This is a genomic window from Mucilaginibacter pocheonensis (genome assembly GCF_031456535.1).
Lineage (GTDB): Bacteria > Bacteroidota > Bacteroidia > Sphingobacteriales > Sphingobacteriaceae > Mucilaginibacter > Mucilaginibacter pocheonensis.
This window is the reverse complement of sequence record NZ_JAVDUU010000001.1, coordinates 1,206,394-1,231,902: the sequence shown is the minus strand read 5'-3', so window position 1 is coordinate 1,231,902 and position 25,509 is coordinate 1,206,394. Positions and strand designations below refer to the sequence as shown.

The 25,509-nt window shown below is 39.8% G+C and carries 24 protein-coding genes; 5 read left to right on the top strand and 19 right to left on the bottom strand.

Features of this window, described 5'->3' with window-relative positions; all coding sequences use genetic code 11:
- Window positions 1–12 precede the first annotated feature (12 nt).
- The 4 genes from J2W55_RS05060 (at window position 13) to J2W55_RS05045 (ending at window position 3,978) form a co-directional block, all read left to right on the top strand.
- Window positions 13–657, top strand: a complete 645-nt coding sequence (locus J2W55_RS05060; RefSeq protein ID WP_310092679.1) for an START domain-containing protein — start codon at window positions 13–15, stop codon at window positions 655–657.
- A gap of 121 nt (window positions 658–778) precedes the next feature.
- Window positions 779–1,009, top strand: a complete 231-nt coding sequence (locus tag J2W55_RS05055; protein WP_310092674.1) for a DUF4287 domain-containing protein — start codon at window positions 779–781, stop codon at window positions 1,007–1,009.
- Between the two features lie 162 nt (window positions 1,010–1,171).
- A complete protein-coding gene (locus J2W55_RS05050; protein WP_310092671.1) occupies window positions 1,172–3,031 on the top strand; it encodes a DNA topoisomerase 3 in 1,860 nt (619 codons plus the stop codon).
- A gap of 350 nt (window positions 3,032–3,381) precedes the next feature.
- On the top strand, window positions 3,382–3,978 hold the full coding sequence (locus J2W55_RS05045) for a phosphatase PAP2 family protein (protein ID WP_310092668.1): 597 nt from the start codon (window positions 3,382–3,384) through the stop codon (window positions 3,976–3,978).
- Between the two features lie 61 nt (window positions 3,979–4,039).
- Here J2W55_RS05045 and J2W55_RS05040 read toward each other — a convergent pair whose 3' ends face one another.
- Genes J2W55_RS05040 through J2W55_RS05025 form a run of 4 tightly spaced genes read right to left on the bottom strand, consistent with a single transcriptional unit; the run spans window position 4,040 to window position 6,912 of the window.
- Window positions 4,040–4,678 (bottom strand): LamG-like jellyroll fold domain-containing protein, encoded by a 639-nt coding sequence (locus J2W55_RS05040; protein ID WP_310092665.1) that lies wholly within the window; start codon window positions 4,676–4,678, stop codon window positions 4,040–4,042.
- A gap of 5 nt (window positions 4,679–4,683) precedes the next feature.
- Window positions 4,684–5,331: a hypothetical protein gene (locus J2W55_RS05035; RefSeq protein ID WP_310092662.1), complete on the bottom strand. Its 648-nt coding sequence runs from the start codon at window positions 5,329–5,331 to the stop codon at window positions 4,684–4,686.
- Window positions 5,328–5,972 carry a LamG domain-containing protein gene (locus J2W55_RS05030; RefSeq protein WP_310092660.1) on the bottom strand — a complete coding sequence of 215 codons (645 nt, stop codon included), beginning with the start codon at window positions 5,970–5,972 and terminating at the stop codon, window positions 5,328–5,330. Before J2W55_RS05030 ends, J2W55_RS05035 begins: the two co-directional genes overlap by 4 nt.
- Window positions 5,973–5,979: 7 nt before the next feature.
- Window positions 5,980–6,912, bottom strand: coding sequence for a hypothetical protein (locus tag J2W55_RS05025; protein WP_310092658.1), 933 nt, complete (start codon window positions 6,910–6,912; stop codon window positions 5,980–5,982).
- A 235-nt stretch (window positions 6,913–7,147) separates the two neighbouring features.
- On the opposite strand from J2W55_RS05025, the gene J2W55_RS05020 reads away from it, so the two are divergent.
- The gene (locus tag J2W55_RS05020) at window positions 7,148–8,428 is read left to right on the top strand and encodes a hypothetical protein (protein ID WP_310092656.1); all 1,281 of its coding nucleotides are present in this window, start codon (window positions 7,148–7,150) and stop codon (window positions 8,426–8,428) included.
- A gap of 51 nt (window positions 8,429–8,479) precedes the next feature.
- Here the strand turns inward: J2W55_RS05020 and J2W55_RS05015 are convergent, their stop codons facing one another.
- The 15 genes from J2W55_RS05015 to J2W55_RS04945 form a co-directional block, all read right to left on the bottom strand.
- The gene (locus tag J2W55_RS05015; RefSeq protein WP_310092654.1) at window positions 8,480–9,301 is read right to left on the bottom strand and encodes a DUF4249 domain-containing protein; all 822 of its coding nucleotides are present in this window, start codon (window positions 9,299–9,301) and stop codon (window positions 8,480–8,482) included.
- 5 nt (window positions 9,302–9,306) lie between these two features.
- On the bottom strand, window positions 9,307–11,988 hold the full coding sequence (locus tag J2W55_RS05010) for a TonB-dependent receptor (RefSeq protein WP_310092651.1): 2,682 nt from the start codon (window positions 11,986–11,988) through the stop codon (window positions 9,307–9,309).
- 185 nt (window positions 11,989–12,173) lie between these two features.
- On the bottom strand, window positions 12,174–13,142 hold the full coding sequence (locus J2W55_RS05005; protein WP_310092649.1) for a FecR family protein: 969 nt from the start codon (window positions 13,140–13,142) through the stop codon (window positions 12,174–12,176).
- Between the two features lie 72 nt (window positions 13,143–13,214).
- The gene (locus tag J2W55_RS05000) at window positions 13,215–13,802 is read right to left on the bottom strand and encodes an RNA polymerase sigma-70 factor (RefSeq protein WP_310092647.1); all 588 of its coding nucleotides are present in this window, start codon (window positions 13,800–13,802) and stop codon (window positions 13,215–13,217) included.
- A gap of 153 nt (window positions 13,803–13,955) precedes the next feature.
- Window positions 13,956–15,305 (bottom strand): sugar transferase, encoded by a 1,350-nt coding sequence (locus J2W55_RS04995; RefSeq protein WP_310092644.1) that lies wholly within the window; start codon window positions 15,303–15,305, stop codon window positions 13,956–13,958.
- Between the two features lie 302 nt (window positions 15,306–15,607).
- Window positions 15,608–16,852, bottom strand: a complete 1,245-nt coding sequence (locus tag J2W55_RS04990) for a WcaI family glycosyltransferase (RefSeq protein ID WP_310092640.1) — start codon at window positions 16,850–16,852, stop codon at window positions 15,608–15,610.
- A gap of 5 nt (window positions 16,853–16,857) precedes the next feature.
- The gene (locus tag J2W55_RS04985; protein WP_510184526.1) at window positions 16,858–17,550 is read right to left on the bottom strand and encodes a glycosyltransferase family 2 protein; all 693 of its coding nucleotides are present in this window, start codon (window positions 17,548–17,550) and stop codon (window positions 16,858–16,860) included.
- Between the two features lie 114 nt (window positions 17,551–17,664).
- Entirely contained in the window at window positions 17,665–19,017 is a 1,353-nt protein-coding gene (locus J2W55_RS04980; RefSeq protein WP_310092633.1) for a hypothetical protein, read from the bottom strand.
- Between the two features lie 18 nt (window positions 19,018–19,035).
- Complete coding sequence (locus J2W55_RS04975; protein ID WP_310092630.1) at window positions 19,036–19,881, bottom strand: glycosyltransferase; 846 nt, start codon at window positions 19,879–19,881, stop codon at window positions 19,036–19,038.
- Entirely contained in the window at window positions 19,871–20,560 is a 690-nt protein-coding gene (locus tag J2W55_RS04970; RefSeq protein WP_310092627.1) for a glycosyltransferase, read from the bottom strand. Before J2W55_RS04970 ends, J2W55_RS04975 begins: the two co-directional genes overlap by 11 nt.
- Window positions 20,561–20,591: 31 nt before the next feature.
- Window positions 20,592–21,776, bottom strand: a complete 1,185-nt coding sequence (locus J2W55_RS04965; RefSeq protein ID WP_310092622.1) for a glycosyltransferase — start codon at window positions 21,774–21,776, stop codon at window positions 20,592–20,594.
- Window positions 21,769–22,692: an NAD-dependent epimerase/dehydratase family protein gene (locus J2W55_RS04960; RefSeq protein ID WP_310092620.1), complete on the bottom strand. Its 924-nt coding sequence runs from the start codon at window positions 22,690–22,692 to the stop codon at window positions 21,769–21,771. The genes J2W55_RS04965 and J2W55_RS04960 overlap by 8 nt, the downstream gene beginning before the upstream one ends.
- Window positions 22,689–23,321, bottom strand: a complete 633-nt coding sequence (locus J2W55_RS04955) for an acyltransferase (protein WP_310092618.1) — start codon at window positions 23,319–23,321, stop codon at window positions 22,689–22,691. The genes J2W55_RS04960 and J2W55_RS04955 overlap by 4 nt, the downstream gene beginning before the upstream one ends.
- On the bottom strand, window positions 23,318–24,595 hold the full coding sequence (locus tag J2W55_RS04950) for a lipopolysaccharide biosynthesis protein (RefSeq protein ID WP_310092616.1): 1,278 nt from the start codon (window positions 24,593–24,595) through the stop codon (window positions 23,318–23,320). Before J2W55_RS04950 ends, J2W55_RS04955 begins: the two co-directional genes overlap by 4 nt.
- Complete coding sequence (locus J2W55_RS04945; protein WP_310092614.1) at window positions 24,592–25,494, bottom strand: glycosyltransferase family 2 protein; 903 nt, start codon at window positions 25,492–25,494, stop codon at window positions 24,592–24,594. Before J2W55_RS04945 ends, J2W55_RS04950 begins: the two co-directional genes overlap by 4 nt.
- Window positions 25,495–25,509: the final 15 nt, after the last annotated feature.

Below are 25,509 nucleotides of genomic sequence, written 5' to 3'. Positions count from 1 at the left end.
GTACTGCTTATCATGTACAAAAAAATATCCTTGTTACTGCTGTTCCTGTTATCGCTGACTATAGCCAATGCCGAAGAACCCTGGGCGTTAAGTACCAATAAAGACGGCGTAAAGGTTTATACCCGCCATGTATCAAACTCAAAAATAAAGGCCATTAAGGTGGAGTGCCAGTTTGATGCTTCGGCCGCGCAACTGGTAGCCGTTCTGCTTGATATTAAAGGCAGTATAGAGTGGGTATACCATACCAAGTCGGTAAGCCTTATAAAACAGGTTTCGCCGTCAGAGTTATATTATTATTCAGAAGTATCTATCCCGTGGCCGCTGCACAACCGCGATTTTATAGCGCACATTAAAGTAACCCAGGATCCCGTAACCAGGGTTGTTACCGTTGACGCCCCCTGTTTGCCCGATATGGTACCCGTTAAAGATGGAATAGTGCGCATTGAACACTCCGTAGGTAAATGGATAATTACCCCCGTTGATAATAACCACGTAAAAATTGAATATACCCTGCACCTTGATGCAGGCGGCAGCGTGCCTGCCTGGCTGCTAAATATGTTCATTACCCAGGGGCCAACAGAAAGCTTTAAAAAGCTCAAAGTTCAGCTCCAAAAACCAGCCTATAAAAATGTAAAGCTGGCTTACATTACTGATTGACAATAACAAAAGCGGTTTTATAGGCGGAAAATGCTGATATTGTACTTGATTGTTCTTCTGTTGGATAACAACGAGGTTTCAACCACCACCCATAGTATAAACCAATTAAATAACCTATAACATGTCATTTCAGGGATATCTTACTACCATCAGATCAAAAACCGGCAAAGGCCCCGCGGAGTTCAGAAAACTTGCCGAAGAAAAGGGTTTTACGCAAAATGGCGAACTTAAGGCAAGCACTAAAGCCGGTGATATTGTAAAGTGGCTCAAGGACGATTTTGAGCTTGGGCACGGCCATTCCATGGCTATTTTCGCGTTGCTTAAAGGCATAAAAAACGAAGACAGCGAGTAGCCCCACAGCAGCTGCCATTCAGGGACTGATGTTAAAATTATCTATCGCCATTCCTTAAATGGCGATTGGCACCGGCCTATATTCATTTTTCAACACCCATTGTGACAGCCGCCGGGTTTATCTAACTTTCACCCCTTATACTGATCTTGAACTATCCTGTACATGAAAGTTATTATTGCCGAAAAGCCGTCCGTTGCCAGGGAGATTGCCAAAGTATTTGGTGCTACTACTAAAAAAGACGGTTATATGGAAGGTAAGGGATATACTTTTACCTGGGCATTTGGCCATTTGTTACAGCTTGCGCCGCCGCAGGAATACGGATTTTACGGCTGGAGCGTTCAAAATCTGCCTATGCTGCCGCCTAAGTTCAAGCTCAGCATCCGAAAAGTAAAAACAAAGGATGGCATTGTTGAAGACCCTTCGGTAAAAAAACAGCTGGATACCATTAAGGCTTTGTTTGACGAAGCCACCGAGATTATAGTAGCTACGGATGCCGGGCGCGAAGGCGAGCTCATTTTCAGATACATATATTATTACCTAAAATGCAAAAAGCCCTTTAAGCGGCTTTGGATATCCTCACAAACTGACGAGGCCATTAAAGATGGCTTTCGCAACCTGAAACCAGGTAGTGATTATGATACCCTGTTCAATTCGGCGCATTGCCGTTCACAGTCGGACTGGTTGGTGGGCATGAACGCAACTCAGGCACTCAGTATCTCATCAGGTACACGGTCGGTACTCTCTTTGGGCAGAGTGCAAACCCCTACGCTGGCCATGATCTGCTCGCGGTATCTCGAAAACAAAAACTTTATACCCCAGCTGTATTACCAGGTAAGCATCCAGGTTGATAAGGACGGCCAGGTTTTCAGGGCTATATCGGTCGAAAGTTTTAAAACCAAAGAAGAGGCGCAGGCTGTTGTTGATAAGGTAGAAGATGTACCTTCGGGATTTGCTGCGGGCGGGCACATCATCAGTGTTGAGGCCAAGCCCCGTAAAGAACCGCCCCCTCTGCTGCATGATCTGAGCAGCCTGCAGCAGGAAGCCAATAAGCGCAAAGGCTTTACCGCCGATCAAACGCTCACCCTGCTGCAAACCCTGTACGAAAACAAACTGGTAACATACCCGCGTACGGGCAGCCGTTATATTGGCGATGATGTATTTGCCACCGTACCTGCACTGATAGATAAATTTACGGCGCATCCGGAATTTGGCAAACAGGCAACCTTTCTTACAGGTACAAAGCTCAACAAACGGAGCGTAAATGCAAAAAAGGTGACCGACCACCACGCTATACTCCCTACCGGCGAAAAGCCTTATCAGCTGTCAAATGACCTGCAGGCGGTTTATGACCTGGTAGCCGCACGCATGCTGGAGGCCTTTCACCAGGAATGTATCAAAGAGATCACTAAGATTACGGTACAATCGGGCGCGATATTTACGGCCAGCGGAACGGTGATCAGCTCGGCCGGCTGGCGGGCCGTATTGAATGAGCCTGACGAAGAAAAGAAAGACGAAGAAAACGCGAGCCTGCCCAAAGTACAGCAGGACGAGCGTTTACCTATACCTGAAAAAGCCCTGCTCGAAAAACAAACCAAGCCAAAGCCGTTGTACAATGAGGCCTCCTTATTAAAAGCGCTGGAAACAGCGGGCAAGGAAATTGAAGACGAGGAGCTGCGCTATGCCATGAAAGATAGCGGCCTGGGAACACCCGCGACGAGGGCGGCTATCATTGAAACCCTTATTAAGCGGAATTACATAATTCGCGAAAAAAAGAGCCTGGTGCCAACGGAAACCGGCCTGAATGTATACCATGTGGTAAAAGATCAAAAAATAGCCCAGGCGGAACTTACCGGCAATTGGGAGAAACGCCTGGAAGAAATCAGATCGGGCGCGTCGGTAAATGAATTTCAGCAGGAGATTAAAACCTACACCCGCAATATTACCCAGGAGTTGTTACAGGCCGGTAAAGGATTAATGGCGAAGCGCCTGGAGGCAGCCGAAAGTCAGCAAATGGTAAAATAGGCCAATTTAGGTGCTACTAAATCGTTATTGTCAATAATTTTCCATTAAAAAGATAATTCTGGCCTATTGGTGTTTAATTTTTTTTTATATACTTGCGCCTATCTATAGGGTAAACATTCTGTTTACTCATTGTGATAAGGTTTAGGTTGAGAGTCCCCGGCGGCGAGCGCTTAGGGGACTTTCGTTTTTTATAACGCTGCAAAGTTATCGTCTCTCGTTATTAACGATATTACCTTATCATTAAATTAAAAATTGAGCCATATTTCATTTTTAACAATTGTTAAAGTTGATTAACAATTACCTTTGAGTGTATTTATGATGAAACAAGCCTTGTACTACTCCTGCTATTTATGAAGTTCATTCAAAAAATATATCTTCTTTGCCTGGTGCAATTGGTGGCATTTGCTCCCGGCTCCTTTGCACAGTCGGGCTTACAGCGTTTGGATGACCGCATTATGATTGACCTGCAGGATCACCGAACACCCGAGCAAACCGGCGTATTCCTGTTTTTGTCGCGCACCAATTTATATGGAGATATTGGCATTCCGGCGGGCTTGCTGGCAGGCGGTATCATCAGCAACAATAAAGAAATGCGGCAAAATTCATTGTATATAGCCAGCAGTACGGCGCTCTCATTCGGGCTTACTTTTTTAATTAAGCATATTGTTAAACGCCCGCGGCCCTTTGTTCAAAATATTAATATTGTACCCGTTTACCGGGCAGGGAGTACCTCGTTCCCTTCCGGGCATACCTCCAGCAGCTTTGCAACCGCAACAGCCCTTTCACGGGCTTATCCTAAATGGTATGTTATAGCACCTGCTTATTTATGGGCCGGCTCGGTTAGCTATTCGCGCATGTATCTTGGTGTGCACTACCCTACCGATGTGGCGGCTGGGGCAGCATTAGGCGTGGGCTCGGCGTTTATTTTACAATCGCTTAAAAAGTAAACAGGAAATTGCACCTTCTATCGGCAATTTAAAGGCTGGTTTACCATTAGCATCGTATATCTTAAAAGGTTTTCACTTTTAGGTTTTTATAAGCACCGGCAGCGCTGTTGCCAAGCCAAAAGCCTACAGAACCCGCTTTAAGATCAGGATCAAGCGAATTGAATACCATTACCGGTTTGGGCTGATTATTGATATAAACAGTAAGTACACGCGCTTTTATTACGGCCTTAATATGAAACCAGTCGGTAAGGGGCAGTATGGCTTTTGCCTGGTATTTTTCAGCTTCATAATCCCACCAGTTGAATTCCGGTTTTTTTTCGGGCATATATTGTATGGCGTTAATGGTACCTGACGAACCTGGCCTGAAATAAAGGGTTTCATAATGATGCGCATCCCTGATCCTGAAAGCTAAACCTACATACCCAGCCTTCCCGGTGGGCGCGGCAATATCTGCCTCAATGATACCGTCTTTAAAATTAAGGGCTTTAGGATATGCAACACTGGCCGATTTGTAATTTGCAAATTTCCGTTTTAAAAGAAAAGCCGGCTTTCCTTTATAGCTGCTCAAACCATAACCCAGGGTATCAGTTTTGGGGATAACCCATTGGGCAGGCTTAACATTGGAATAATCAAGTTGCCTGTTTTGGGCGGAGCCGTATAAGGCTATGAACAATACAGGGATAAAAAGAATAGTTTTCATCGTTTTTATTTTAATGAAGTGATCTTAAAATTCTTCCAGCTTCCGGCCGAGCCACTACCGGCCCAGTAACCAATCAGTTTTCCGCGGGACTCAACCAGTTGCTTTACTGTAAGCGCGGGCGATGTACTGCCGTTAACAAATACACTGATCATTCCGCCTTTTACTTGCAGCCGGGCATGAAACCATTCATCAGGATCAGGTGCCGGGCTTACGGGTTTTTCATATTGATTCGGAAAATCAGCCCGTAACTTTGGCCAGTCAAATTGCGGATTGGAGATATACTGCACCGCATGCAGCTTTCTTACAGGATCATTAGAGTTAAAGTTGAACGGACGAAAATAAACCGCCTCATAAGTGGTATCATTTACACCATGAAAGGCTATCCCTACAAAACTTTGCTGAAAAAGGTTCCTGCCTTTTATATCCACATCTATAATACCTTCGGTGAACTGCTCTCCGCTCATCCATACAATGCCGGGGCCGTTGGCCTCGTTTACCTTTACCACCGCTGCACCGGCATCCTTTTCGGTACTGACTGTTCTGTTAAATACTTTGAATTTCTCGGTCGTGGTATGTTCGGGCAGCTTACTTTGTTGTCCAAAAACAACAGATAAGCTAAAAAGTAATGCTAATGTTGTGCCTGCTATTTTCATGGTTCTGTATTGATGGTCAGGTTGGCAAAATCTCCCGGAAGGCCATCAGCATAAAGGCCAAAAAGTCCGTCGGCCCGTTCATTAAGCAGCGTAACCTCCAGTGATGGCCGGGATGAGTGATTAACGTAGACGCTGAGCCTTTTACCTTTAAGAACAAGCCTGGCATGAAACCATTCATCGGCTTTTGGAACTGGATTTACCGCGTTTTCATATACCAGCGGGTGTTCTTTACGCAGCCGGGCATAATCATTATCAGGCAGGCTCATATACGCAACCGACCATTTTCGCCGCAGCGTATCTGCATGCCTGAAATTGAACGGGCGGAAATAGAGGATATCGCAGGTGGTTGTATCTACCCCATGAAAGGCAATGCCCAGGAAACTTTTCAGGAAAACATCCTTGCCCCGCAGGTCAACGTCAATTGTGCCGTGCTTAAAGTTAACGTCCTTTAGCCAAACAATACTGTTGCAGCTAACGCCTTGTTTATCGCCATCCTTAAAAGCGGTAACCTGTTTACCCGGAGATGCGACTAACTTGTTTTCGGTTAACATACGGCTTAAATCGAAAACCTGCTGCTGGCCATAAGCTACCCATATATGGCCCGTCAGTAAAAATGAGATTATGAAAGTGATCTTCTTCATGGTTGTTTCAATTACTTGTCGTTAAGTTTTCTTGTTTCAGCTTTGCCAGCAGTTTATCAAACCGTACCCAATAAATATGGCAATCTTTCGGACTGGTGCCTTTTGAGTAAAACAGGTATTTACCGTCTGGTGTAACATATTCGCCCCAGCGGTGGGCCACACCGTCGTTAATGTTTGGCCCCAGGCTTACCGGTGTTGTCCAGGTTCTATCGGGTTTATGAAAAGTGATATACAGCTCGCACTCAAAATCTTTGGTCTCTTTGGCACTTACTATAATGTATGACTCATCGGGCGCAACATAAAAATCGCCGTCAAAGCCGGGAGTATTTATGGGCTTGCCCAGGCTTGTAATAGTGGTATCGGTTGCCGACATGCGTAACTCACAAATATCGTAGGTACTAAAGTCGCGCAGGCTTCCCTGGTGCGCATTACTTCCTACATAACAAACGCCGCTTTTGGTGGGCATAAAATCATAAAGCCCATAGGTTTTGCTGAGATATAAAGATGGTTCGGACCAACCTCCGCCCTTTCGCTGTGATTGCCATACTTGCGAATGCAGGCTATCGCGTTTACCGCCTAAAAAATACATGGTGTTACCATCCATTGAAAAAGTAGGCGCGCTATATTTTTCGTTCAACAAAAATGGGCCGTTCCATTTTTTCCCGTCGTGTTTAAAGTATCTGATCTCTAATGTTTTGTTATTAAACCAGGTAGTATTGGTAGGATAATAAAATTCTTTTCCATCTGCAGAGAAAGCAACCCGGTCAAATGCAAAGGTATCGGCCTTTGATAACAGGCTTTGAGCAAATACCTCAGGTTTATCTCCCGGAGGTTTTTGCCCCAGACAGGCAGCGGTACTGTTCCAAAAGTTTGTTTGCGCGGTGAGTTTAATACTTAATCCCGACTGGACTATCAGGAGTAAAAGAAATAGCTTTTTCATTATTTGCCGATAAGGTAAATTGATTTATTTTTATCTCGATAAGTGATCAGTCGGTAACAAACTTAAAATTGCAGGCCCAAAGCTGCAATTCATTTATTATTCAAGTTTTTTCAAATTATATCTTTTTGAAAATAAGCAAGTTAATTAATGTCAAAGATATTTTTTCTGATGTCACGAAACCGTATGTTGATGCGTCTTGCAGTATACGGTATCTTAAAACTCATCTGGTCATAATATGGATACTCCAGCTATAAAACAATTATTAGATATTATTGAACAGCAACTTGACTGGGGAGATGCTACAACATGGCAAAGCAAAGATTTTGAAAAGCTGAATCTGCTCATTTTTGAAAAAACAAAAGTTTCACTAAGCGCCAGTACCCTCAGGAGGTTGTGGGGACGGGTAGAATATCATCACTTACCAAGCGGCACTACGCTGGATACCCTGGCCTGCTTTGCCGGATTTGAAAACTGGCGGTCATTTACAAGGCAACAAAAACCCACGGCCATATCCGCAAACGAAAAAACTAACATTGGCCCACCGCCTCCAAAACAAAAAAACAGCTGGGGATTAAAGGCAGCATTGATCATTATTACTGTTGCTGCCACCACCCTTATCGCCATGTATATCAGGAAAGAACCAGCCCCGGTTGCTTCCAACGCCTATACCTTCAGCTTTAAACCGGTTACCCGCGATATTCCTAACTCAGTGATTTTTAGTTATGACGCCAAGGCCGCTCCCAGCGATTCTGTTTTTATACAGCAATCCTGGGATCCGCAAACCCGCACACTTGTTGACAAGAACCAACATCAGCATACTTCAGTTTATTACCGGCCGGGTTCATACCATGCCAAACTGGTGGTCAATAATCAAATAGTAAAAGAGCGCCCCCTGCTAATAGCAACCAATGGCTGGCTTGGCCTAATAGCGCACAAACCGGTTCCGGTTTACCTTAATAATAACGAATTTATTACCAGGGATATAATAAACCTCCCGGTATCAACTATCCTGAAAAAAAACATAGAGCTTGAGCCTCAGCCACCTGTAGTTGAGTTTTATAATGTGGGCAACTTTGAACCTGTGCCGCTTAAAGATTTTTCATTTAGCGTTGAGGTAAAAAGCGGCTATTACGAAGGGGCTGCCACCTGCCGGTTTATGGAAGTTGGCCTTATAACCAACAAGGTGCCTGTAGTTATCCCCTTATCTGCCAACGGCTGTGTATCTGAACTCAACCTGCTTGATGGACAACACATGATATCGGGTAAAAAAACGGACTTGTCTGGCTTTGGCACCGGGTTATCTGATTGGATCAGGGTTAGGTGCTGCAGCACGGCCAATAAAATACAGTATTATGTTAATGACAAGCTGGCCTATGAGTCGGTTATGCCGGATGCAAAAATAAGTATTGTTGGCCTCGGCTATTATTTTCAGGGAACGGGGTCTGTAAGAAATGTTGAGCTGAAGCGCGGCGACAAGGTGGTATTCCAGGCATTTTTAACGCAAAAAACTCCTTAAAAAAGGAGTCTTTCGCATCATTATTGAATAAAGTCAGGTGTTTTTTAACATTTAATTGGCCGGTACTGTTATGGTTTTACGGGTTATGGTATAAGCACTAAAATAACCCAGTGCATCGCCCGAAATATTGCTCATGGGATTTGATGGGGCCGCGTTATTTCCATCGCCCAGGGCGCCCGCGGTTAAACTAAAAAAGTACTTGTACACGGCGGCATCAATACATTGCATCTCAATCAGTAATTGTTTACCCGTCCTGATCTCGCGGGCCGGGTCATCATTGTCATTATTATAGTTAAGGCGGCTGTTTACCGTTTGACCGTTGGTAAACTCATCCTCACTTACAAATAAGGTTTTTTCCTTTTTGTTATCAATGTATTGTATAAACCTGTAGTAGTTTTTAACTGCGGCCGGGTCATTATATTTTACGATAGCCAAACGCTGCTTGCTGCCGTCTTTATTGGTATTAAATTCATCTGTAATTACATAAATGCTATCGAGGCTTACGGGCTGCGGCATAGTACTTAGCGAAGTAAAGGTTTTATCATTTAGCTTAACCGTTAAATGATACGTGTGCCCCGGGATACCGGCAAACGTGTTGTTTTGATAAACACCGTTACCGGCAGCATCAAGAGCATAAACGGCGCCATCGCCCTCAATACTAACCTGCGCGCCGCTTACCCCGGTAAAAGTATTGTCGTCGGTGAATTTTTTTGACTGGCTGATCAACACTTTGGCTCCGCCGGCCTCATTTGATACCGTACCTTCAATCACATACTTGGGTGCGCTATCCTCCAGTTTCAGGTCTATCGCCTTTTCGCAGGAACAAAACAGGCCCAGCAATAGTAAAAAAGCAAAAAAACGTATAGTGTTCATAGTCATTAAAATTTAAAGTTGTAAGTTATAGAAGGTACATAGGTAAATAAAGTGGTACGTACCGCTTCGGTTCTGTTCGGGTCTGTTTTGTTGTCCCTGAAAAATATGCGGTAAGCATTCCTGTTACCGTAAGCATTGTAAAGGCTAAAGCTAAGTTCCGAACTATATTTTTTTGTTTTCTTTAGCTGTTTGGTCGCACCCAGGTCAAGCCGGTGATAGGCTGGCAGCCTTGATCCGTTACGATCTGTATAATAGTAATAATTGGCTCCGTCTATCTGGTATTTGCCGTTGGGGTAAGTAACCGCATCGCCGGTGTAAAAAACAAAGTTGGCTGACAACGTCCACTTTTCATTGAGTTTGTAAATGCCAACTACAGCCAGGTCATGTGTCCTGTCCTGCCGGGCATTGTACCATTGGCCGTCGTTTATGCCATCAATCAGGCGTTCTGATTTTGAAAGCGTGTAGCTTATCCACCCGGTTAAGCGCCCCGCTTTTTTCTTGATATAAAACTCAGCTCCATAAGCCCTGCCCTTTCCATACAGCAACTGGGTTTCAATTGGCTGATTTGTAAAAATATTGGCTCCGTTACGGTAGTCAACCTGGTTTTGAAGCCTTTTATAATAGGTTTCAACAGTCAGTTCATACTTATGCTCGCTCAGGTCGCGGTAATAGCCAATAGAATACTGGTCGGCAAGCTCCGGCTTGATAATGTTGGTACTGGCCACCCATTTATCAGTTGGCGACCCCGGTGTTGAATTGCTGATGAGGTGCAGGTTTTGCGCGTTACGCGCATACGACGCCTTAACCGAGCTAATATCATTAAGCTGGAAAGCTGCAGCCACCCGGGGCTCGGGATTAACGTATGTTTTAACAACCTGCCCGGAGTTATAGTGTGTAGAACCGGTTATATTACCATCGGCATCAATGTTATAGTAATTACCCTCACCCATTATGCTAAAGGCAGACACCCGGACCCCATATGTTAAGCTGAACCGGTCGGTAGCTTTCCAGGTATCGCTTACATAAGCTGCGTTGTCCCAGGAATAACGGGTTTCGAGCTTTTGCGATATGACGCCTGAGTTACCGGTAGCCGTGATCTCGCCGGGCTTAATGGTATGGTAAACACTGTTAAAACCAAAACTCAGTGCATGGTTGTCGCCTGCTTCATACTGCATATCCTCCTTTAGGTTCCAGTCCCTGATGCGCGAGGTGATGTTGTAATTGTTTACATCCTGTTTTATTTTTATTTCGTAGTCGTAATTGCTGTAAATAAGCGAGGTGTTTGAGAAAAACCTGTTATTAAAAATATGGTTCCAGCGCAGGGTGCCCGTGGTATTGCCCCAGTTGATCCCACTAACATTGGCAGCCAAGAGTACATCTTTCCCAAAATAGCCCGAAAGATAAACGCGGTCTTTATCGCCTAAAACATAATTTGCCTTGGCATTAAAATCATAAAAATATAGTTTGCTCCGGTTAATGGTTGTATCTTTTGCTAATTTCAGGAACACATCGGCATAAGTGCGCCGTGCCGATATCAGGAACGACGATTTACCTTTTTGTATAGGTCCCTCCACATTCAGCCTGGCAGCTATAAGGCCTATGCCGCCGCTTACGCCAAACTTCTGGTTGTTGCCATCATTCATTTTAACATCTATTACCGACGATAACCTGCCGCCATACTGCGCCGGCATATCGCCCTTATAAACGCTTACATTTTTAATAGCATCTGAGTTAAAGGTAGAAAAGAAACCAAGCAGGTGCGACGCGTTGTAAACCGTAGCTTCATCAAGCATGAGCAAGTTTTGGTCGGCCCCGCCGCCGCGTACATAAAAGCCGCCGCTGCCTTCGCCAGCAGATTTGATACCGGGCAGCAATTGTATAGTTTTGATCACATCATGCTCGCCAAGCAATACCGGCACATTGTTAATTTCCCTGATGCTAAGTTGCTCAACCCCCATTTGCGGGCTTTTTAAGTCGCGCGCGCCTTTTTGTTTGGCAGTTATAACTACGGTTTGCAATTCCTGGGCGTTATCCTCCAGTGCAATGTTCAGCTTTTTATCGCCTGTAAGGCTAATGGGGATAACGGCCGTTTTTTGCCCTATCGCGCTGATGATGAGCTGATGGTCGCCTGCGGGCAAAGTGAGTGAGTAAAAACCATAACCATTTGTTGCAGTTCCCTGGTTGCCTTCGGCCACACGTACCGTAGCGCCTATCATGGTTTCACCAGACTGTTTTGATGTAATGGTTCCGCTTATGGTGTGTTTTCCTGCTGCCGGTTTTGCCGCCGGTGCGGCCGCGGGCTTTTTTAGCTTCGTCGCGTCATAACGGATCAATATGTCCTGATCCAGTTCCGAATAACTGTAGGGGTAATTGGTCAGGGCAACATCTAAAACCGTTTTCAGACTTTGTGCCTGAGCATTTATAGTTAGTTTGATATTGCTGGCGGCCACCGCTTCGTTATAAGTAAATCGGACGCCGGTAACAGCAGTAAGCTTGTCAAGCGCCTGTTTAAGCGGCACATTGCTTAGGCTGATAGTAACTGTTTTATCAAGTGAAGATTGTGCAAAGGCAGACAAACTGCCCGTAACGGCCAGCGCCGAGATGCAAAAAAATATTCTTAAAAACTGGTGCAGCTTCATTAAAGGGTAAATCAGGTTAAAGAACCTTATCGGTTCGTTTTTTTTCATAACTTTAAGGGGTTTAATAATAACCGGCCGTTAGTTTTGGAAGGCAAAGGCGGGTTAAAACGTTAAATTAAATACATGCCCGTTCCGTTTCCCCGGACCGGGCTTTTTCATAGATGTGTAGGGCAAAGGCTAAAATTTCATAGTTGTTTGTAATAAAATAATGGGGATGAATAAATGAATTATTTTTAAGGATGCAGGATATAAGCGCTGCCTTGTTTTTCCCAGCGGGTTTCCATAACCGCGCACAACTTATTAAGCGTACGGTTAATTGGGGTGGTGGTTTGCAGGCGGCCATAAAAAGCTTTGTTGGTTAAGCCCGGTGCTAAACTTATCTGTACACCGTATTGAGTTTCCAGCTCATGGGCCACTTGCTGCAGCGATGTGCCTTTAAAATCAAAGATGCCCTTGCGCTGGTTAAGAAATTTTGAAGCTGCAGGATAATTTTCTTTGATAAGTGTGGCGGTGGCCTTGTGATATATCGTTCTCTGATCGGCAGTTATCAGTTCGGGTGTTTTACCGGTTGCTGATACACCTACTTTCCCGTTTACAACTGTTACTTCTATTGAAGCAGACCGCGGGTATGCCTGTATATCAAAACTGGTGCCCAGCACTACTGTTTTTACAGCCCCAGATTGAATAACGAAAGGATGCGCGGCATCATGCTCCACCTCAAAATACGCTTCGCCTGTAATGGTTACCTCACGTTGTTTACCTCTGAATTTTTCGGGATAACTGATGGTAGTTGCCGGGCTGAGCCAAACATGGGTACCATCGGCCAGGTAGATCTGCCTGTACTGGCCGGGCTTGCTTGTTAACTGTACCTGCCTCACCGGGTTGATCAGGTTGAGTATGGGCACCCGGTAAAGCACCGCCATACCAACGGCGAATACAATAGCCGCTGCAGCGGCTACCCTTGGCCACAGAGTATATATTTTCATCTTCGGTACTTCCGGCTTACCCATTTGTTCGGTGAGCCGGTTGTGCATGGTAGCTCTGATCTGATCGGCAGTAGTATATTTACTGTCAGACAGCAGCAGCTCTTCATCATTAAAATCAGCATACCATTGCTCAAACCGCGATCTTTCTTCGGGTGTGAGTGTGCCTGCCAGCCATTTATGCGCCAGTTCCTGCGGGTTAAAACTACTGTTGTCCATATTCACTCTTGGTGTTTCTATGGCTATAGTCAGCTATCCCCGGCTTTACCCTTAGTAAAAAATGAAAAAAAATTATTTATGGAGAAGATAAAGCAGCAGCGGAACAGATAAGTTAAGATTTTGACGAAGGGCGCCCAGTGCCCTGGTCATGTGTGCTTCAACCGTTTTCTCGGCTATGTTCAGTTCGGCGGCAATCTCCGCGTTGGTTTTTTGTTCGTCGCGGCTTAGCAGAAAAACTATCCTGCATTTCGGAGGTAGTTGGTTGATGCTTTTTTCAAGCTGAGCCCTTAGTTCCTTCTCAGACAACCAACTGCTGGTACTGTCTTCGCCCTGTGGTAAACTAACAGCCAGGCTATTGATATGTTCTTTTTTACGATATTGCTTGTCCAGGTGGTTAATGATCCTGTATTTGACAGCTACCGATAAATAGGTATTTATAGTATGGGTAAGTTTTAATGTATGGCGGCGCTGCCAAAGGCTTAAAAATACTTCCTGCACTACCTCCTCGGCTTCGTGTTCATCGGCCAGGCGGTGCATCGCTACGGTAAATAATTTGTCCCAGTAACGATTATATAGTTCTGTAAATGCCTCCCTGTCGTCTTTGCCGATCAATTCCAATAACTGATGATCTGTTGCTGTCTGGAGTTGGTAACGCTGCATATTAAGCTATGACGATCAATTGCTGCATTCGTTACACAGCAATAATGCAAGTTTACAAGAAATCATCCGATCGCGCTATACCTGAGCGTGTTTTATCAGTTATTTACCTATTCCGTTAAATTAAACTGAAGAAAAGCAGAGGGCAGGAAAAGGTTACTTACCTTTTAACTGCACCATTACCCGGATGGTTTTTAAGATTATCCCCATATCGCTATTGAAATTAATATTGTTGAGATAGATCAAATCATAACGAAGGCGATTTTGCATTTGGTCCAAGTTTTCTGCATAACCGTAGGCTACCTGGCCTATTGAAGTAAGACCCGGTTTAATGCGCAATAACTTTTTATAGCTTGGAGATTTTTCAATAAGCTGTTCAATGAAATACTGCCGCTCGGGGCGCGGACCAACTACAGACATTTCGCCTTTTAAAACATTCCAAAACTGTGGTAATTCATCCAGCCGTGACCGTCTTAAAACCCTGCCCCATGCGGTTATGCGCGGGTCTGATTCACTTGATAACTGCGGCCCTGCGGCTTCGGCATTTACATACATGCTTCTGAACTTATATATGGTAAAAGGCTTATGATTTTTCCCGATGCGCACTTGTTTATAAAAAGCGGGGCCTTTAGATGTTAGCCTTGTAACCAGTATCAATAAAACAAATACCGGAAAGCCAACCGTCATTACGGATATTGAAAATACAATATCAAAGCTTCTTTTAAAGAATTTAACTTTAAGGCTAAGACCTGGGTCTGATGATAGCTGAATAACCGGCAGGTTTGCATAATTAACTATGCTTGCGTAACTATTATTTAATACCAGATCAGATACCAATTTGATCTTGATAGCATTCTGGTCGCCAAAATCAACCAGTTTTTGCAATAGTGCAGGATGCAAGTATTTATAGCATACAAATATCTCGTCGGGGTTTCCACTTATTAGTTTTTCCATCAGAACTGATTCAGGGTAATCCTTTATCATTTCTTCGGAAATAAAATCTGTAAAATAATACCCGTACTCCGGGTGCCTGGCAAATGAACTGATAAGGCGGTTTGCAATATCTTCGTCGCCGATAACAAGCACGTGTCTTTTGTTATAGCCTTTTTTCCTGATGTAATCAAGGGTAAAAAAAACAACCGACCGGTGTATGATGGTTAAAAAGAAGAATACATTATAGGTAAAAAATAATTCCCACCGGCTAATTTCATACAACTTGAAGAAGTATATTACTCCCAAAACCACTAATAAGTGGTAAAGCAGAGACGATAAAAATCTGTTGATATTATCGCTCAGCACCAACGGCCTTTGAATAACGTAATTTTTAGTTAATGTAGTAATGGAAACCCATACCAAATTAACTAATAATATAAAATTAACGGAGTGTATTTCCGGCGAATAGTACTTAAAAGCCAATGAATGAGCACATTGCAGGGATATATTTAATACTATTAAATCGCTTATAAAGGTAATAGCCGGAAGGAATTTTGAGTAACGTATTGCCATATATTATATTTTGCAAATATAAATCTTATAACGTTATAATACGGTTTGTTAAAAAATTTATATTTTATCACCCATACGTTTAAAACCTAAGAAACGCTACAAATAAATTATTTTTATTATCCTCCATGTAAAAATTTCATTACATGTTATTTTTATACTCCATTTATTGTTGCCAGCCATGATCAGTTGGAGGCCAGGAACATATCTCATAATTTCTTTGTAATTAAATGATATTCACTCAGAATCAATAGCCCGATAACACCAAGAATTACCTTCTTTATAGTTTTAACACAAAAGAACATTTATGGTTTTTCTATCGTTAAAAGAAAATCATTAATAACGTTATCTATATGAATATATTTTTTTGCATAACTGATGGCATTTAGTCTTTTCCCTTCAATATTGTCATCATATATATTAAGCAATGTGTCCACGAGCGACTGGGGATCTTCTGGTTTACATATAAATCCGACATCGTTTTTAGTTATAAGGTCATACAGCGTAGTTTGGGGGTTTGCTGTTACCAGAGTGATACCACCAACAGCCAGTATACTTGTTAATTTTGATGGAAGAGCTAAATCACCTGCCTGTGACTTTTGAATTATCAAATGCAGATCGGCCATGTTCAAAAACTCGTTAAAAACAACTTTATCCTGTAACGGCAAAAAGTCAACATTTTGAAGGTTATACTCTTTGGCCATTTGTTGCAGAACAGATTTATATTGCCCCGAGCCGCATATAACGAATTTGAACTTATTATTGCCCTTAAGAAGGTTTGCTGCATTTATGATGGTATCCAAACCCTGTTTTTCACCTATCCCACCCGAATAAAGACAAATGAATTGATTGGTAGAGTATCCCCACTTATTTTTCAATAAGGTTTTATCTGCAATATAATGTAACTGATTTGTATCAACCCAATTGGGAAATAAGATCACATCCCTATCGATTTTGAACTTGATCTTACGGATCATTCCATCGGAAATACTGCTTACGAAGTTTGACTTCTTCAAAAACACCCTCTCAATTTTATACAAAACATTGAAAAGGGACTTATTTTTTAACATTCCCAAGCCCTGAGCAGCGTCAACCTGCAAATCTTGTATATGGAATATGACAACTGCTTTTTTAAAAAACCTGTATAAAAGTGCCGGTAAAGCCATGTGAAAAGGAGGAGCAATGGCTAAAACATAATCTAACTTCATTTTAAATAACAAACGGGCAATAATAAAAATTGAAGAAAATAAAAAGGTAGATTCCATCAAAAGCCTGTTTGCACCTGATGGTACAGAAGGTATATAACAAGGGCATCTGTAAACCGTTAATTTGCCATTGTCAGCTGATGAAAAAATCTCTTTTTTAAAGAACCTGCCTTTATAAGGCGGCTGAATTTTCCAGAAGGGATAATGCGGATAAGTTGTGATAACTGTACAATCATGCCCTTTTTTTATGAGCCAATCAATCAGTTCGCCATTATATTTACCTGTTGCAGTTGGTTCAGGGAAATAATTAGTGGATATTAACAAGAAACTTTTGTTGAATGACATTATAACTAAAATTGACCTTTGATTTTCAGAATGATAAGGGCCTTAATAAATCCCCAACGGTTAGCAATCATCTTTGATAACGGCAACTTTGTTTGAAGTGTTTGCGTGGCATTATTAGTGTGCCTTATATAATGCAGAAACTTTTCTTCACAAAAGCAAATGTTTCCTTCTATTTCGGCTACCAGCCCCAGCCACCAATCATGCATGTAAAGTTTTTTTGGAAAAGGAAAAGCTTTGTTCAGCAAGCTTCGTCTGAATGACATACAGCAACCTAAGTAAGAATTTTTCTTTAAGTTTTTAAAAAAACCTTTACCTGAATTCCTTGCTTTAAAAAACGACTCAAATAAAATAGTTCCGTCTTCTGTAACCACAATTGCATCAGAAACAACCAGTTCAAATTGCTGCATCAACTCCATGTGTCTTTTTACTTTTCCTTCCAACCATAAGTCGTCCTGGTCAGCAAGGAAGATAAAATCAAAACTGGCATTTGCCAGGGCAGTGGCAAAGTTACCTACCGGTCCTTTTGCGTGCGTATTTACAAAAACTTTTAAGCGCTTATCATTAAACGATTTTATTATTCCAATTGTATTATCAGTTGATGAATCATCACTAATGATTACCTCATCGTCATCAGATAATTGCGCTAATATGCTTTCTATTTGTTGCTTTATGTATTTTTCGCCATTGTATGTTGCCATACAAACTGAACATCTTGTTTTCAATTTTTATTTTTTTTAGTTTCCAGTAGATGGAATTAACTTAAATCGGCTTTATTGTTTAACATAGGTCAAATAAACCGACATTCTTTTTTATTATGCGGTTGGAAGATTTCTGGTTTTCTTTACATAGTTAACTAACGTCAGGGAGATCAGAAATATAATGGTACCAAACATGAAAATATCATAAAATAACAAGAGAAAAAAATCCACTTCAATAGCTGGGTTTACCGCTATTGAAGCAATCGATATGTATATAATCAATTGTAAAAAGTTAGGATTATCAAGGGCCCTGTTAAGCAATGATATACGCATGCGAGCAATTAAAACACCAATGGCCAGAGAATAAAAAAAAGTTCCAGTTTTCCCAAAGTACAACAATCCTTCTATAGGGTGTTGTGCATTAGGGCCAAATGAACCTAAGGGTACTCCCAAGGCATATAATAGTATATAGGCTCCTACAGGATATTCATATGGCACTATGCGAAAAAATCCAAGAATGGGGTTTACGACATGAACAATATAATCAATCGGATTTAATTTAAAATTGTCATAAAGATCATAAACATAAAAAAAGTAGAATGTATCACCCGAGCCAACCATCCTGGTAATAAAGACATTGAGCGCGTTGGTTTCAACACCATCCTTTAAAATTATTAAAAACATGTAGGCCAAACCTATAATGAGCGCATATTTTCCGAATGTTTTAATGGTACTGATGTTGATCATATTGCGTTGTCCTTCAAAAATGTTCTTACCGAAGTAAAGATTTATCATGGCGACACCAAACAAGGAATTTAAGATACCAATTAAGGAGGATTTAGATCCCATGGTAAACAGTATCAAAGTACCAATGAGGATACTAAGCCAGCAAAAGATTTTTTTCTTCTTAGTAATTTCATTTAACGGATGAAATAACTTTAAGAGCGCAATTGAAAATATAAAATTAACACACATCAGATCAATACGCCTAATAATTCCCCAGCCTCCTGTATACAATTCAACTTTGGCCTTACTAGGATCGGCAGATAAAATTGGTAACGTACCTACAGAAGCGAGCATAATTAAATTTGAAGTGACGACAATAAAAAGACATATCACCAAAAAAACCTCAAATACTTGGTCGTAGTTACTAAGCACTGTCTTATTAATTGTTTTTTTAGCAACAGAAATTCTTCTGAGAGCTATTTCTGAACCAATGATTAATCCAGTTAAAAGTCCGATTGTGGAGAGTAAATAGGTTATTAGATAAAACTCTTTTATCTGTTTATCCACAAAAAACAGATAGATGACAAAAGCGATGGAAAAACTATTAAATATGGTATAAACGAGCAATGGATCAAACCAAAAAAAGATGTACCTTTTTAAAAGAAAATAATTAGCCGTAAATATACATACCCCTATAATGAACAGCGAGACTAGATTTAATGAAAATACTAATTCTTCCATGAACTCAGCGATCAGTAATTAAACCATCCATGATTTTAAAAATTTAAAAACAAATGAAAGGTTTCTGTGAATTAGGGATAATTTTAACGATCGTAAACCTGCATGAGCTTTCAGAAACACTTTTTCATACATAGATGATGACATCTGTTCCGATCCTTTTAGATAGTAATCAAACCTAGTAAGGTCACTATTCATTGAATTTTTCCCAGAACTTGATAACTCATGATGAACTTTTAAAGTTATAACAATAAATCTATCGGTTACCGTTTTTTTGAACCTCTTAATAAAGTCATGATCGCTAAAATCAAGCTTTATTTGCGCATTATAACCCATGTTCTTTTTAAAAGCCTCCACTGCTATACACATACCACTATTGATTATGGAAAGTTTGTTCAAGCTGTTAGGTCCTACGTCTATATGACGTAAATAAAAGCCCCGCATAAATCTAAAATGACATGGAGAAACAATATTTTGGCTATCTACTAACATTATGGGTGCAAACAATTTATCCTCGGGGTAATTGGTTATTGCTTCTATATATTTATTAATAGTATTTTGAGGGAAAGTAGTATCCTGATCAAAAAGCATAATCCATTTTTTCCCTTTTTCAACAGCGAGATCAGCCCCTTGATTGTATGCCTCACTAACACCACCATTATTTATATCAGGCTTAAAGGTTATTTGCCAATTGTCATGTTCAAATGAACTGTCAATATTATATTGCGGGCTGTTATCGTATACAAACAAATCAAGCTTCATATCACTAAACTTTAAAGCTTCCGTTAACGACAAAAAGGTTTTTGAATCACTGAGTTTAGTTCTGTATAAAACTATTATTGCCAGTATGCCTTCATTAAATTTCATGTCTTAGCAAATAATATAACTGTGCAAATTTATGATAAAACCACCCATAATTTTTCTTCACTATTTCAAGTGATTCCGTTTCATTAAAACTTGAGCTAACGCCACCTTCCATTGCATAAGCTTTAAAACTTTCGTCGATAATAATTTTATACCCAGCTTTTAATAACCGCTGATTAAAATCAAAATCTGCATATATTTTGAAAGTGATATCAAATGGCGGTAATGGATGAAGGGACTTTTTTATGAGTAGAGCCTGGTGATGCAGAGTATTGCCTAATTTAAGTCTTATATCTATTTTAGGCTCATATAAAAATTTATTGCCTATTGAAACTACACCAGCTATAATGCCTGCTTTTGCAAAAGAATCATTGTGCGGAAAACTTATTATTTTATCGCCACTACCCAAATATAAAATATAACTAAATTCATTGGCTACCTTCCATCCTTTATTCATAGCATCGTATAACCCACTATCGGGTTCACTCACAAAGTAAGTTATTTGGTTTTTATACTTATTTATTATATCAATGGTGCCGTCAGTTGAACCTCCGTCGATAATTATAAATTGAATATTATTATTAACCCTATTTATAACAGACTGAATGGTAGCTTCAATTGAACTTACGGCATTATATGTAACTGTTATTACAGTAATTAAAGGGCCATTAACATGCTTCATAAATTGATATTATTCATTAACAAAACAACGCTTAGTTATTCTGCATCAAGCTTTTGATGATTTTATAATAATTCTCAGAGAATGCCCTTGTTCTTCTCAATAATTCATCCTTAAGTTCTTCTTTAATTTTTTCAGTTGGCTCAATAAGCAGGACATCCCGATTGCTCCATAGATTTGTCAAAATGTGGGCGAGCTCTTTTTCGTCTCTAGGATTAAAATAAAATGCGTGATTGGGGTTTTGTTCATGGTGCACAGGTATATCTGACAAAACGACCGTTTTTCCAATACTCTTGGCTTCCTCAATAGTGGAACTCCAGCCTTCAAAAAAAGAAGGATTAATAACGGCTACACATTTACGCATTAATATCAGTACTTCATTATAAGGAATAAGCCCTAAAAGCAGGATATTCTTCGTCAGGTTATTTTTTTCTATGTAATCCTTAATAATAACCAGATTCTGGTTATTACCTCTAAAATCATTCATTACGCCTGTTGTTACCAATATCGGGTTCAATCCGGATTTTACCATCAGGTTAATCGCTTTTAACACAACAATATGATTTTTATGAGACCAGAACTGGTTCGGCAAATAAAAGAATTCATCTAACAAATTATACTTTTTTCTAACCTGCGGATACAATTTATTTACATCAGAAATTGAACCGGGTTGAGAAACAAATTGTAAAACTCTTGCTTTACGTAACTTTTCGGGGACAAATTTTTTGTAGTCATTTAGCGCATCATAGCTACTCAAAATTACTACATCACTATACTTTACTATATTATTATCAATGTTCGTGATATTGTCCAGTTGTTCTTTTGTCCATAATTCCGGAAAATGGAGTCGTTGAAAATCAGGAATCCAATTAATTAATTTTAAGGATCGATAATTTCCCCAAAAAAAAGAATGTGAAACAACATTTATTTTATGCTTTTTAAAAAGCATATATAACGGCAATTGATATTTAAACGCACGGTTAAACGCTTTATTTAAAAACCAGGGTATTGTAAAAGTTTTAAATATATCTGTATATATAACTTTCGCATAAGGTGAAAATAAATCGATATATTCCTGTTCAATATTTGATGGAACAAATACATAAAATTCCAAATCAGGAAACTTAGTAATGCAATTAGTATACAAAAGATTTTTGATATAATTTATTCCGCCTTTATATTCTTTTGAGAAATTAATCAAAAACGCAACTCTAATCATTTTGTAGCTTTTTAAAATAGTTAACGTATTGACCAATGCCATCCTCTAAAGCAATCTCGGGTTTCCAGCCCAATTGTTGAGCTAATGAAATGTTTGCATGATAAAAACGCGGATCGCCGGCCTTTACTTCCTTGGTAAATTTAATGTCAATTTTCTTCTCATATAGTTTTACCAACAGTTTTATGGTATCATGTATGGTTGTTTTTATGCCGCTGCCCCCATTTATAATATTAATACTGCTTTTTTCGTTTGTTGCCACAGCCAACACCAATTGTGCAGCATCTTTAACATACAACCAATCACGAGTTTCTTTACCGGTACCAAATAAAGTTATTTCATTGGTGGCTGTTTTTATTTTCATGCAGGCATCCCACAACAATTGCTTTTGAAGACCAACGCCATAAATAGAAAAATATCTGATGATAGATATCTTTAACCCGAAACTCTTATTATATGAAAAGCATAATTCCTCCGCTGCTTTTTTATGAAAACCATACGGTGAAACAGGGTTTGACGGATCATTTTCTCTAATTTGTTTATCGCCCAAATCCCCTTGAACGGCCGGGCTTGAAGGATATATAAAATGGCAAGGCTTGCCTTGCAATCTGAGATATTCTAGCAAGGCTAAAGTACTTTGAACACTCTTTTGAAAATCTTCATATGGGTTTTGGTAGGAGAATGCTACGGATCCGCTACCACCACAGTGAACAACAATATCAAATGATTTATTGAGGTTAATAAGAGCTTCAAATGTTATAGTTGATTCGTGCCAATCATCAATACCCCATAAATTGTATTCATATTTATGCCATTTTCCGTGCCCTATGCCACTCACGTGATAACCTGCATCACTAAATGCCTTTGCAGTATATCTTCCTAAAAAACCATAAGCTCCGGTAATAAGAACTTTTTTCATATTATTCTTTTTCGTAATTCAACTGGTATCTGTTTAATCAATTTTGCAGGGTTACCACCAACAATTGTCCAGGGCGCCACATCTTTGGTAACAACACTCCCAGCTCCGACAATTGCACCTTCACCAATTGTAACACCTTTTAATAAAATACAGTTCATTCCAATCCAGGCATTTGAACAAATTTTTATCGGTTTTGAATTTACCACATTCCAGTCCTTACTTTCAATGAAGTTCTTTCCATTCCTAAAATCACTTAATTGCCTCTCAATGTCCTTTTGCCTTTCTTTGTAATCAATGGCATGTGAATCATGGTCATATAAACAACAGCCCCAGGCTATAAAAACATCATTTTCAATTTCTATTTTACTTTTGCAAATAATCTGGCTTGCTCCTATAAACGACCTATCGCCTATGATAACTTCACCGGATCCTGACTCAAATATGATGTTACAATTGAGCATAGAGTCATCGCCTACTTTTACATAAACCCTATGGGGTTCTGGGCTATTCAATAATAAATCAAAAGCTTCCAAAAAATGCGAATTCCCGACGGAAATGTATTTTTTAGCCTTTTTTAAGCGCCTTAAAAAAAGCAGTTGCTTAATTTTATGTAATATAAACCCTATCATAAACTAATTTCGTTAATACAAACTTTAGATTTATAGATAACAAATACCAATGTAGGCAAAGTAAGAATAGCAGCAGACAAAGGAACGGTTCCGATACCTACTTCCAAACTAAATAATAGCCGGCATAAAGGGATCATTAATACAGAAGCAGTAATTGATAAAATTATTTGTCCCTTTAACTTTTCAAAAGCGTTTAAAAAAACGGCTCCGCAATAAGAAAAACATTGTATAATAACCAATAATGCGAATGGGTATACATCCTTTATGTTACTTATCATTATTGCTTTGTTAGTCCATAGGCTTATCAGTACAGGAACAAAAAATGTAACAAGGCAAGTCCCGATGCTAAAAGCCAATGCCAACAGCAACAGCTGTTTGTATATTTTGTTAAGTTTCACCTTATCCTTTAATGCTTTTGCGTGCGATACTTCAGTCCAAAAAACAGAAATAACAACATTAAAGATTGTCATGCCCAGTAAAAAAACTTTGTTAACGGTATCATATTGGGCCACGTTTTTCAGGGAAAGATTACTATAGGTTAGTATATTACCCATAGAATATAAGAATAATGAAGAAACCTGCAATACAAAAAATTTAGTTCCTGTTAATAATGATTTTTTGGAGGCGATAAAGTGCCTGAAATTAAAAATTTGATCCAATTTAAAATGCAGGTTCTTCAACGAAATACTAATAATAATAAAATTAGCAATTACATAAAGTGCACTGTAAAAGAACGCTAATTTATAAATATCAACTTCAAAAATTTTTGATTTATAGATCATCAGTATAATCAGCCAAACTGCATTCTGACTAAACAATATAGAATTGAATAAATTGAACTTCTTAATTCCCTGAATGATAAAATGACCTAATGTGAACGGAAAAGAAAGTATAATAGGCACATAAATGATATAAGCCAATTGCAGATGCGATTGAAATACATTGACAAAAAATGTAGAGATTATAAAAATAATCATCAACAGGATCGACATAAGTATATAAAATTGCATTGTTCCGGCTATAAGCACTGCAACATGTTCGTTATCGTTACTTGCTCTCGATTCCGTCACTTTATTTTTGAGGCTATAGCCTGACCCAAAATCAAAGAGATTAAGCCATGATAGCAAAGCTGTTAATGTAACCCAAACAGCATAGTTATTTGTACCCAATGTTTTTAATAGCAAGGGAACTGTAATAAATGAAATTGCCGCAGAGGATAGCTTAAATGCAGTTGAACCAAATATGGATTTGATTACATTGTAATTAACTTTCATCCGATTAATAAAGCCTTAATAATTTTCATTTGGGTAGTTAATTTAGCTTTCCACGGAAATCTTACACTTTTTACAAATGCAAGGGTATCTTTAAACCCAGATTTTGCCTTTTTATTAGCCACTCCTGCTAATAGATTGCCCGCATACACTTCATCTTTTATGTATGCCGGCTGTATGGTTAGATTATTTTCCTCATATACTATTTTGGCATGCTGTAATATCTCAGTCTGCCACTTATCGATTTTTGCAAGCCAGTCAGCTGACGAAACATATCTGTTGGTAAAATTATCAGGCCAAACCCGGTAACCCGATATTATATGAGGTAAAACAACTGCCTTGCCGTATAACATGCACTTTTGAATCAGTAAACTGTCTGCAGCTGTGTATACATAGCTTTCATCAAATAATCCATATGATTTTGCAACCGATGTTTTAAAAATAATACTGGGCAACCTGGCCTCTACACCATATTTAAAATAATCATATCCCTTAGGTTTTTCAAATACATTGACACTGGCAGGTGCCCATGTTGACAAAATCGTATCATGCTCATTTATAACACGATGACCAAACAGTATGATATCAGCATCTGGATAATTATCTAAAGCATCTTCTATTTTATTAAATGCGTCAGGATAATATAAGTCATCATCAGATGGAATAATGAACCACTGGGTCTTTACATGATCAATGCAAAAATTCCAGTTTTCAAACATGTCGAGCTTCTTATCCGGACGTAAAAACGAAAAACCCGGATATTGACTTATAATATCTTCTGTAACCGCTCCTCCATTGTCACCAACAATAACTTTCTTATCATGCGGAATGGTATTTAAAATTTTAATCAAATAATCATTCCTATTATAAGTAGGTATAGCGATGGTTAAATCATTTGGCATAGGGTAAGTTATGTC

Bases quoted from the DNA above. Each gene is read 5' to 3' on its own strand.
- J2W55_RS05010 (WP_310092651.1), bottom strand. From the start codon at position 11,988: ATGAAAAAAAACGAACCGATAAGGTTCTTTAACCTGATTTACCCTTTA.
- J2W55_RS04970 (WP_310092627.1), bottom strand. From the start codon at position 20,560: ATGAAGCATGTTAATGGCCCTTTAATTACTGTAATAACAGTTACATAT.
- J2W55_RS05020 (WP_310092656.1), top strand. From the start codon at position 7,148: ATGGATACTCCAGCTATAAAACAATTATTAGATATTATTGAACAGCAA.
- J2W55_RS04980 (WP_310092633.1), bottom strand. From the start codon at position 19,017: ATGGAAGAATTAGTATTTTCATTAAATCTAGTCTCGCTGTTCATTATA.
- J2W55_RS04955 (WP_310092618.1), bottom strand. From the start codon at position 23,321: ATGATAGGGTTTATATTACATAAAATTAAGCAACTGCTTTTTTTAAGG.
- J2W55_RS05060 (WP_310092679.1), top strand. From the start codon at position 13: ATGTACAAAAAAATATCCTTGTTACTGCTGTTCCTGTTATCGCTGACT.
- J2W55_RS04990 (WP_310092640.1), bottom strand. From the start codon at position 16,852: ATGTCATTCAACAAAAGTTTCTTGTTAATATCCACTAATTATTTCCCT.
- J2W55_RS05000 (WP_310092647.1), bottom strand. From the start codon at position 13,802: ATGCAGCGTTACCAACTCCAGACAGCAACAGATCATCAGTTATTGGAA.
- J2W55_RS05045 (WP_310092668.1), top strand. From the start codon at position 3,382: ATGAAGTTCATTCAAAAAATATATCTTCTTTGCCTGGTGCAATTGGTG.
- J2W55_RS04960 (WP_310092620.1), bottom strand. From the start codon at position 22,692: ATGAAAAAAGTTCTTATTACCGGAGCTTATGGTTTTTTAGGAAGATAT.
- J2W55_RS04965 (WP_310092622.1), bottom strand. From the start codon at position 21,776: ATGATTAGAGTTGCGTTTTTGATTAATTTCTCAAAAGAATATAAAGGC.
- J2W55_RS05015 (WP_310092654.1), bottom strand. From the start codon at position 9,301: ATGAACACTATACGTTTTTTTGCTTTTTTACTATTGCTGGGCCTGTTT.
- J2W55_RS05055 (WP_310092674.1), top strand. From the start codon at position 779: ATGTCATTTCAGGGATATCTTACTACCATCAGATCAAAAACCGGCAAA.
- J2W55_RS04975 (WP_310092630.1), bottom strand. From the start codon at position 19,881: ATGAAATTTAATGAAGGCATACTGGCAATAATAGTTTTATACAGAACT.
- J2W55_RS05040 (WP_310092665.1), bottom strand. From the start codon at position 4,678: ATGAAAACTATTCTTTTTATCCCTGTATTGTTCATAGCCTTATACGGC.
- J2W55_RS04950 (WP_310092616.1), bottom strand. From the start codon at position 24,595: ATGAAAGTTAATTACAATGTAATCAAATCCATATTTGGTTCAACTGCA.
- J2W55_RS05030 (WP_310092660.1), bottom strand. From the start codon at position 5,972: ATGAAGAAGATCACTTTCATAATCTCATTTTTACTGACGGGCCATATA.
- J2W55_RS04995 (WP_310092644.1), bottom strand. From the start codon at position 15,305: ATGGCAATACGTTACTCAAAATTCCTTCCGGCTATTACCTTTATAAGC.
- J2W55_RS05005 (WP_310092649.1), bottom strand. From the start codon at position 13,142: ATGGACAACAGTAGTTTTAACCCGCAGGAACTGGCGCATAAATGGCTG.
- J2W55_RS05025 (WP_310092658.1), bottom strand. From the start codon at position 6,912: ATGAAAAAGCTATTTCTTTTACTCCTGATAGTCCAGTCGGGATTAAGT.
- J2W55_RS04985 (WP_510184526.1), bottom strand. From the start codon at position 17,550: ATGGCAACATACAATGGCGAAAAATACATAAAGCAACAAATAGAAAGC.
- J2W55_RS04945 (WP_310092614.1), bottom strand. From the start codon at position 25,494: ATGCCAAATGATTTAACCATCGCTATACCTACTTATAATAGGAATGAT.
- J2W55_RS05050 (WP_310092671.1), top strand. From the start codon at position 1,172: ATGAAAGTTATTATTGCCGAAAAGCCGTCCGTTGCCAGGGAGATTGCC.
- J2W55_RS05035 (WP_310092662.1), bottom strand. From the start codon at position 5,331: ATGAAAATAGCAGGCACAACATTAGCATTACTTTTTAGCTTATCTGTT.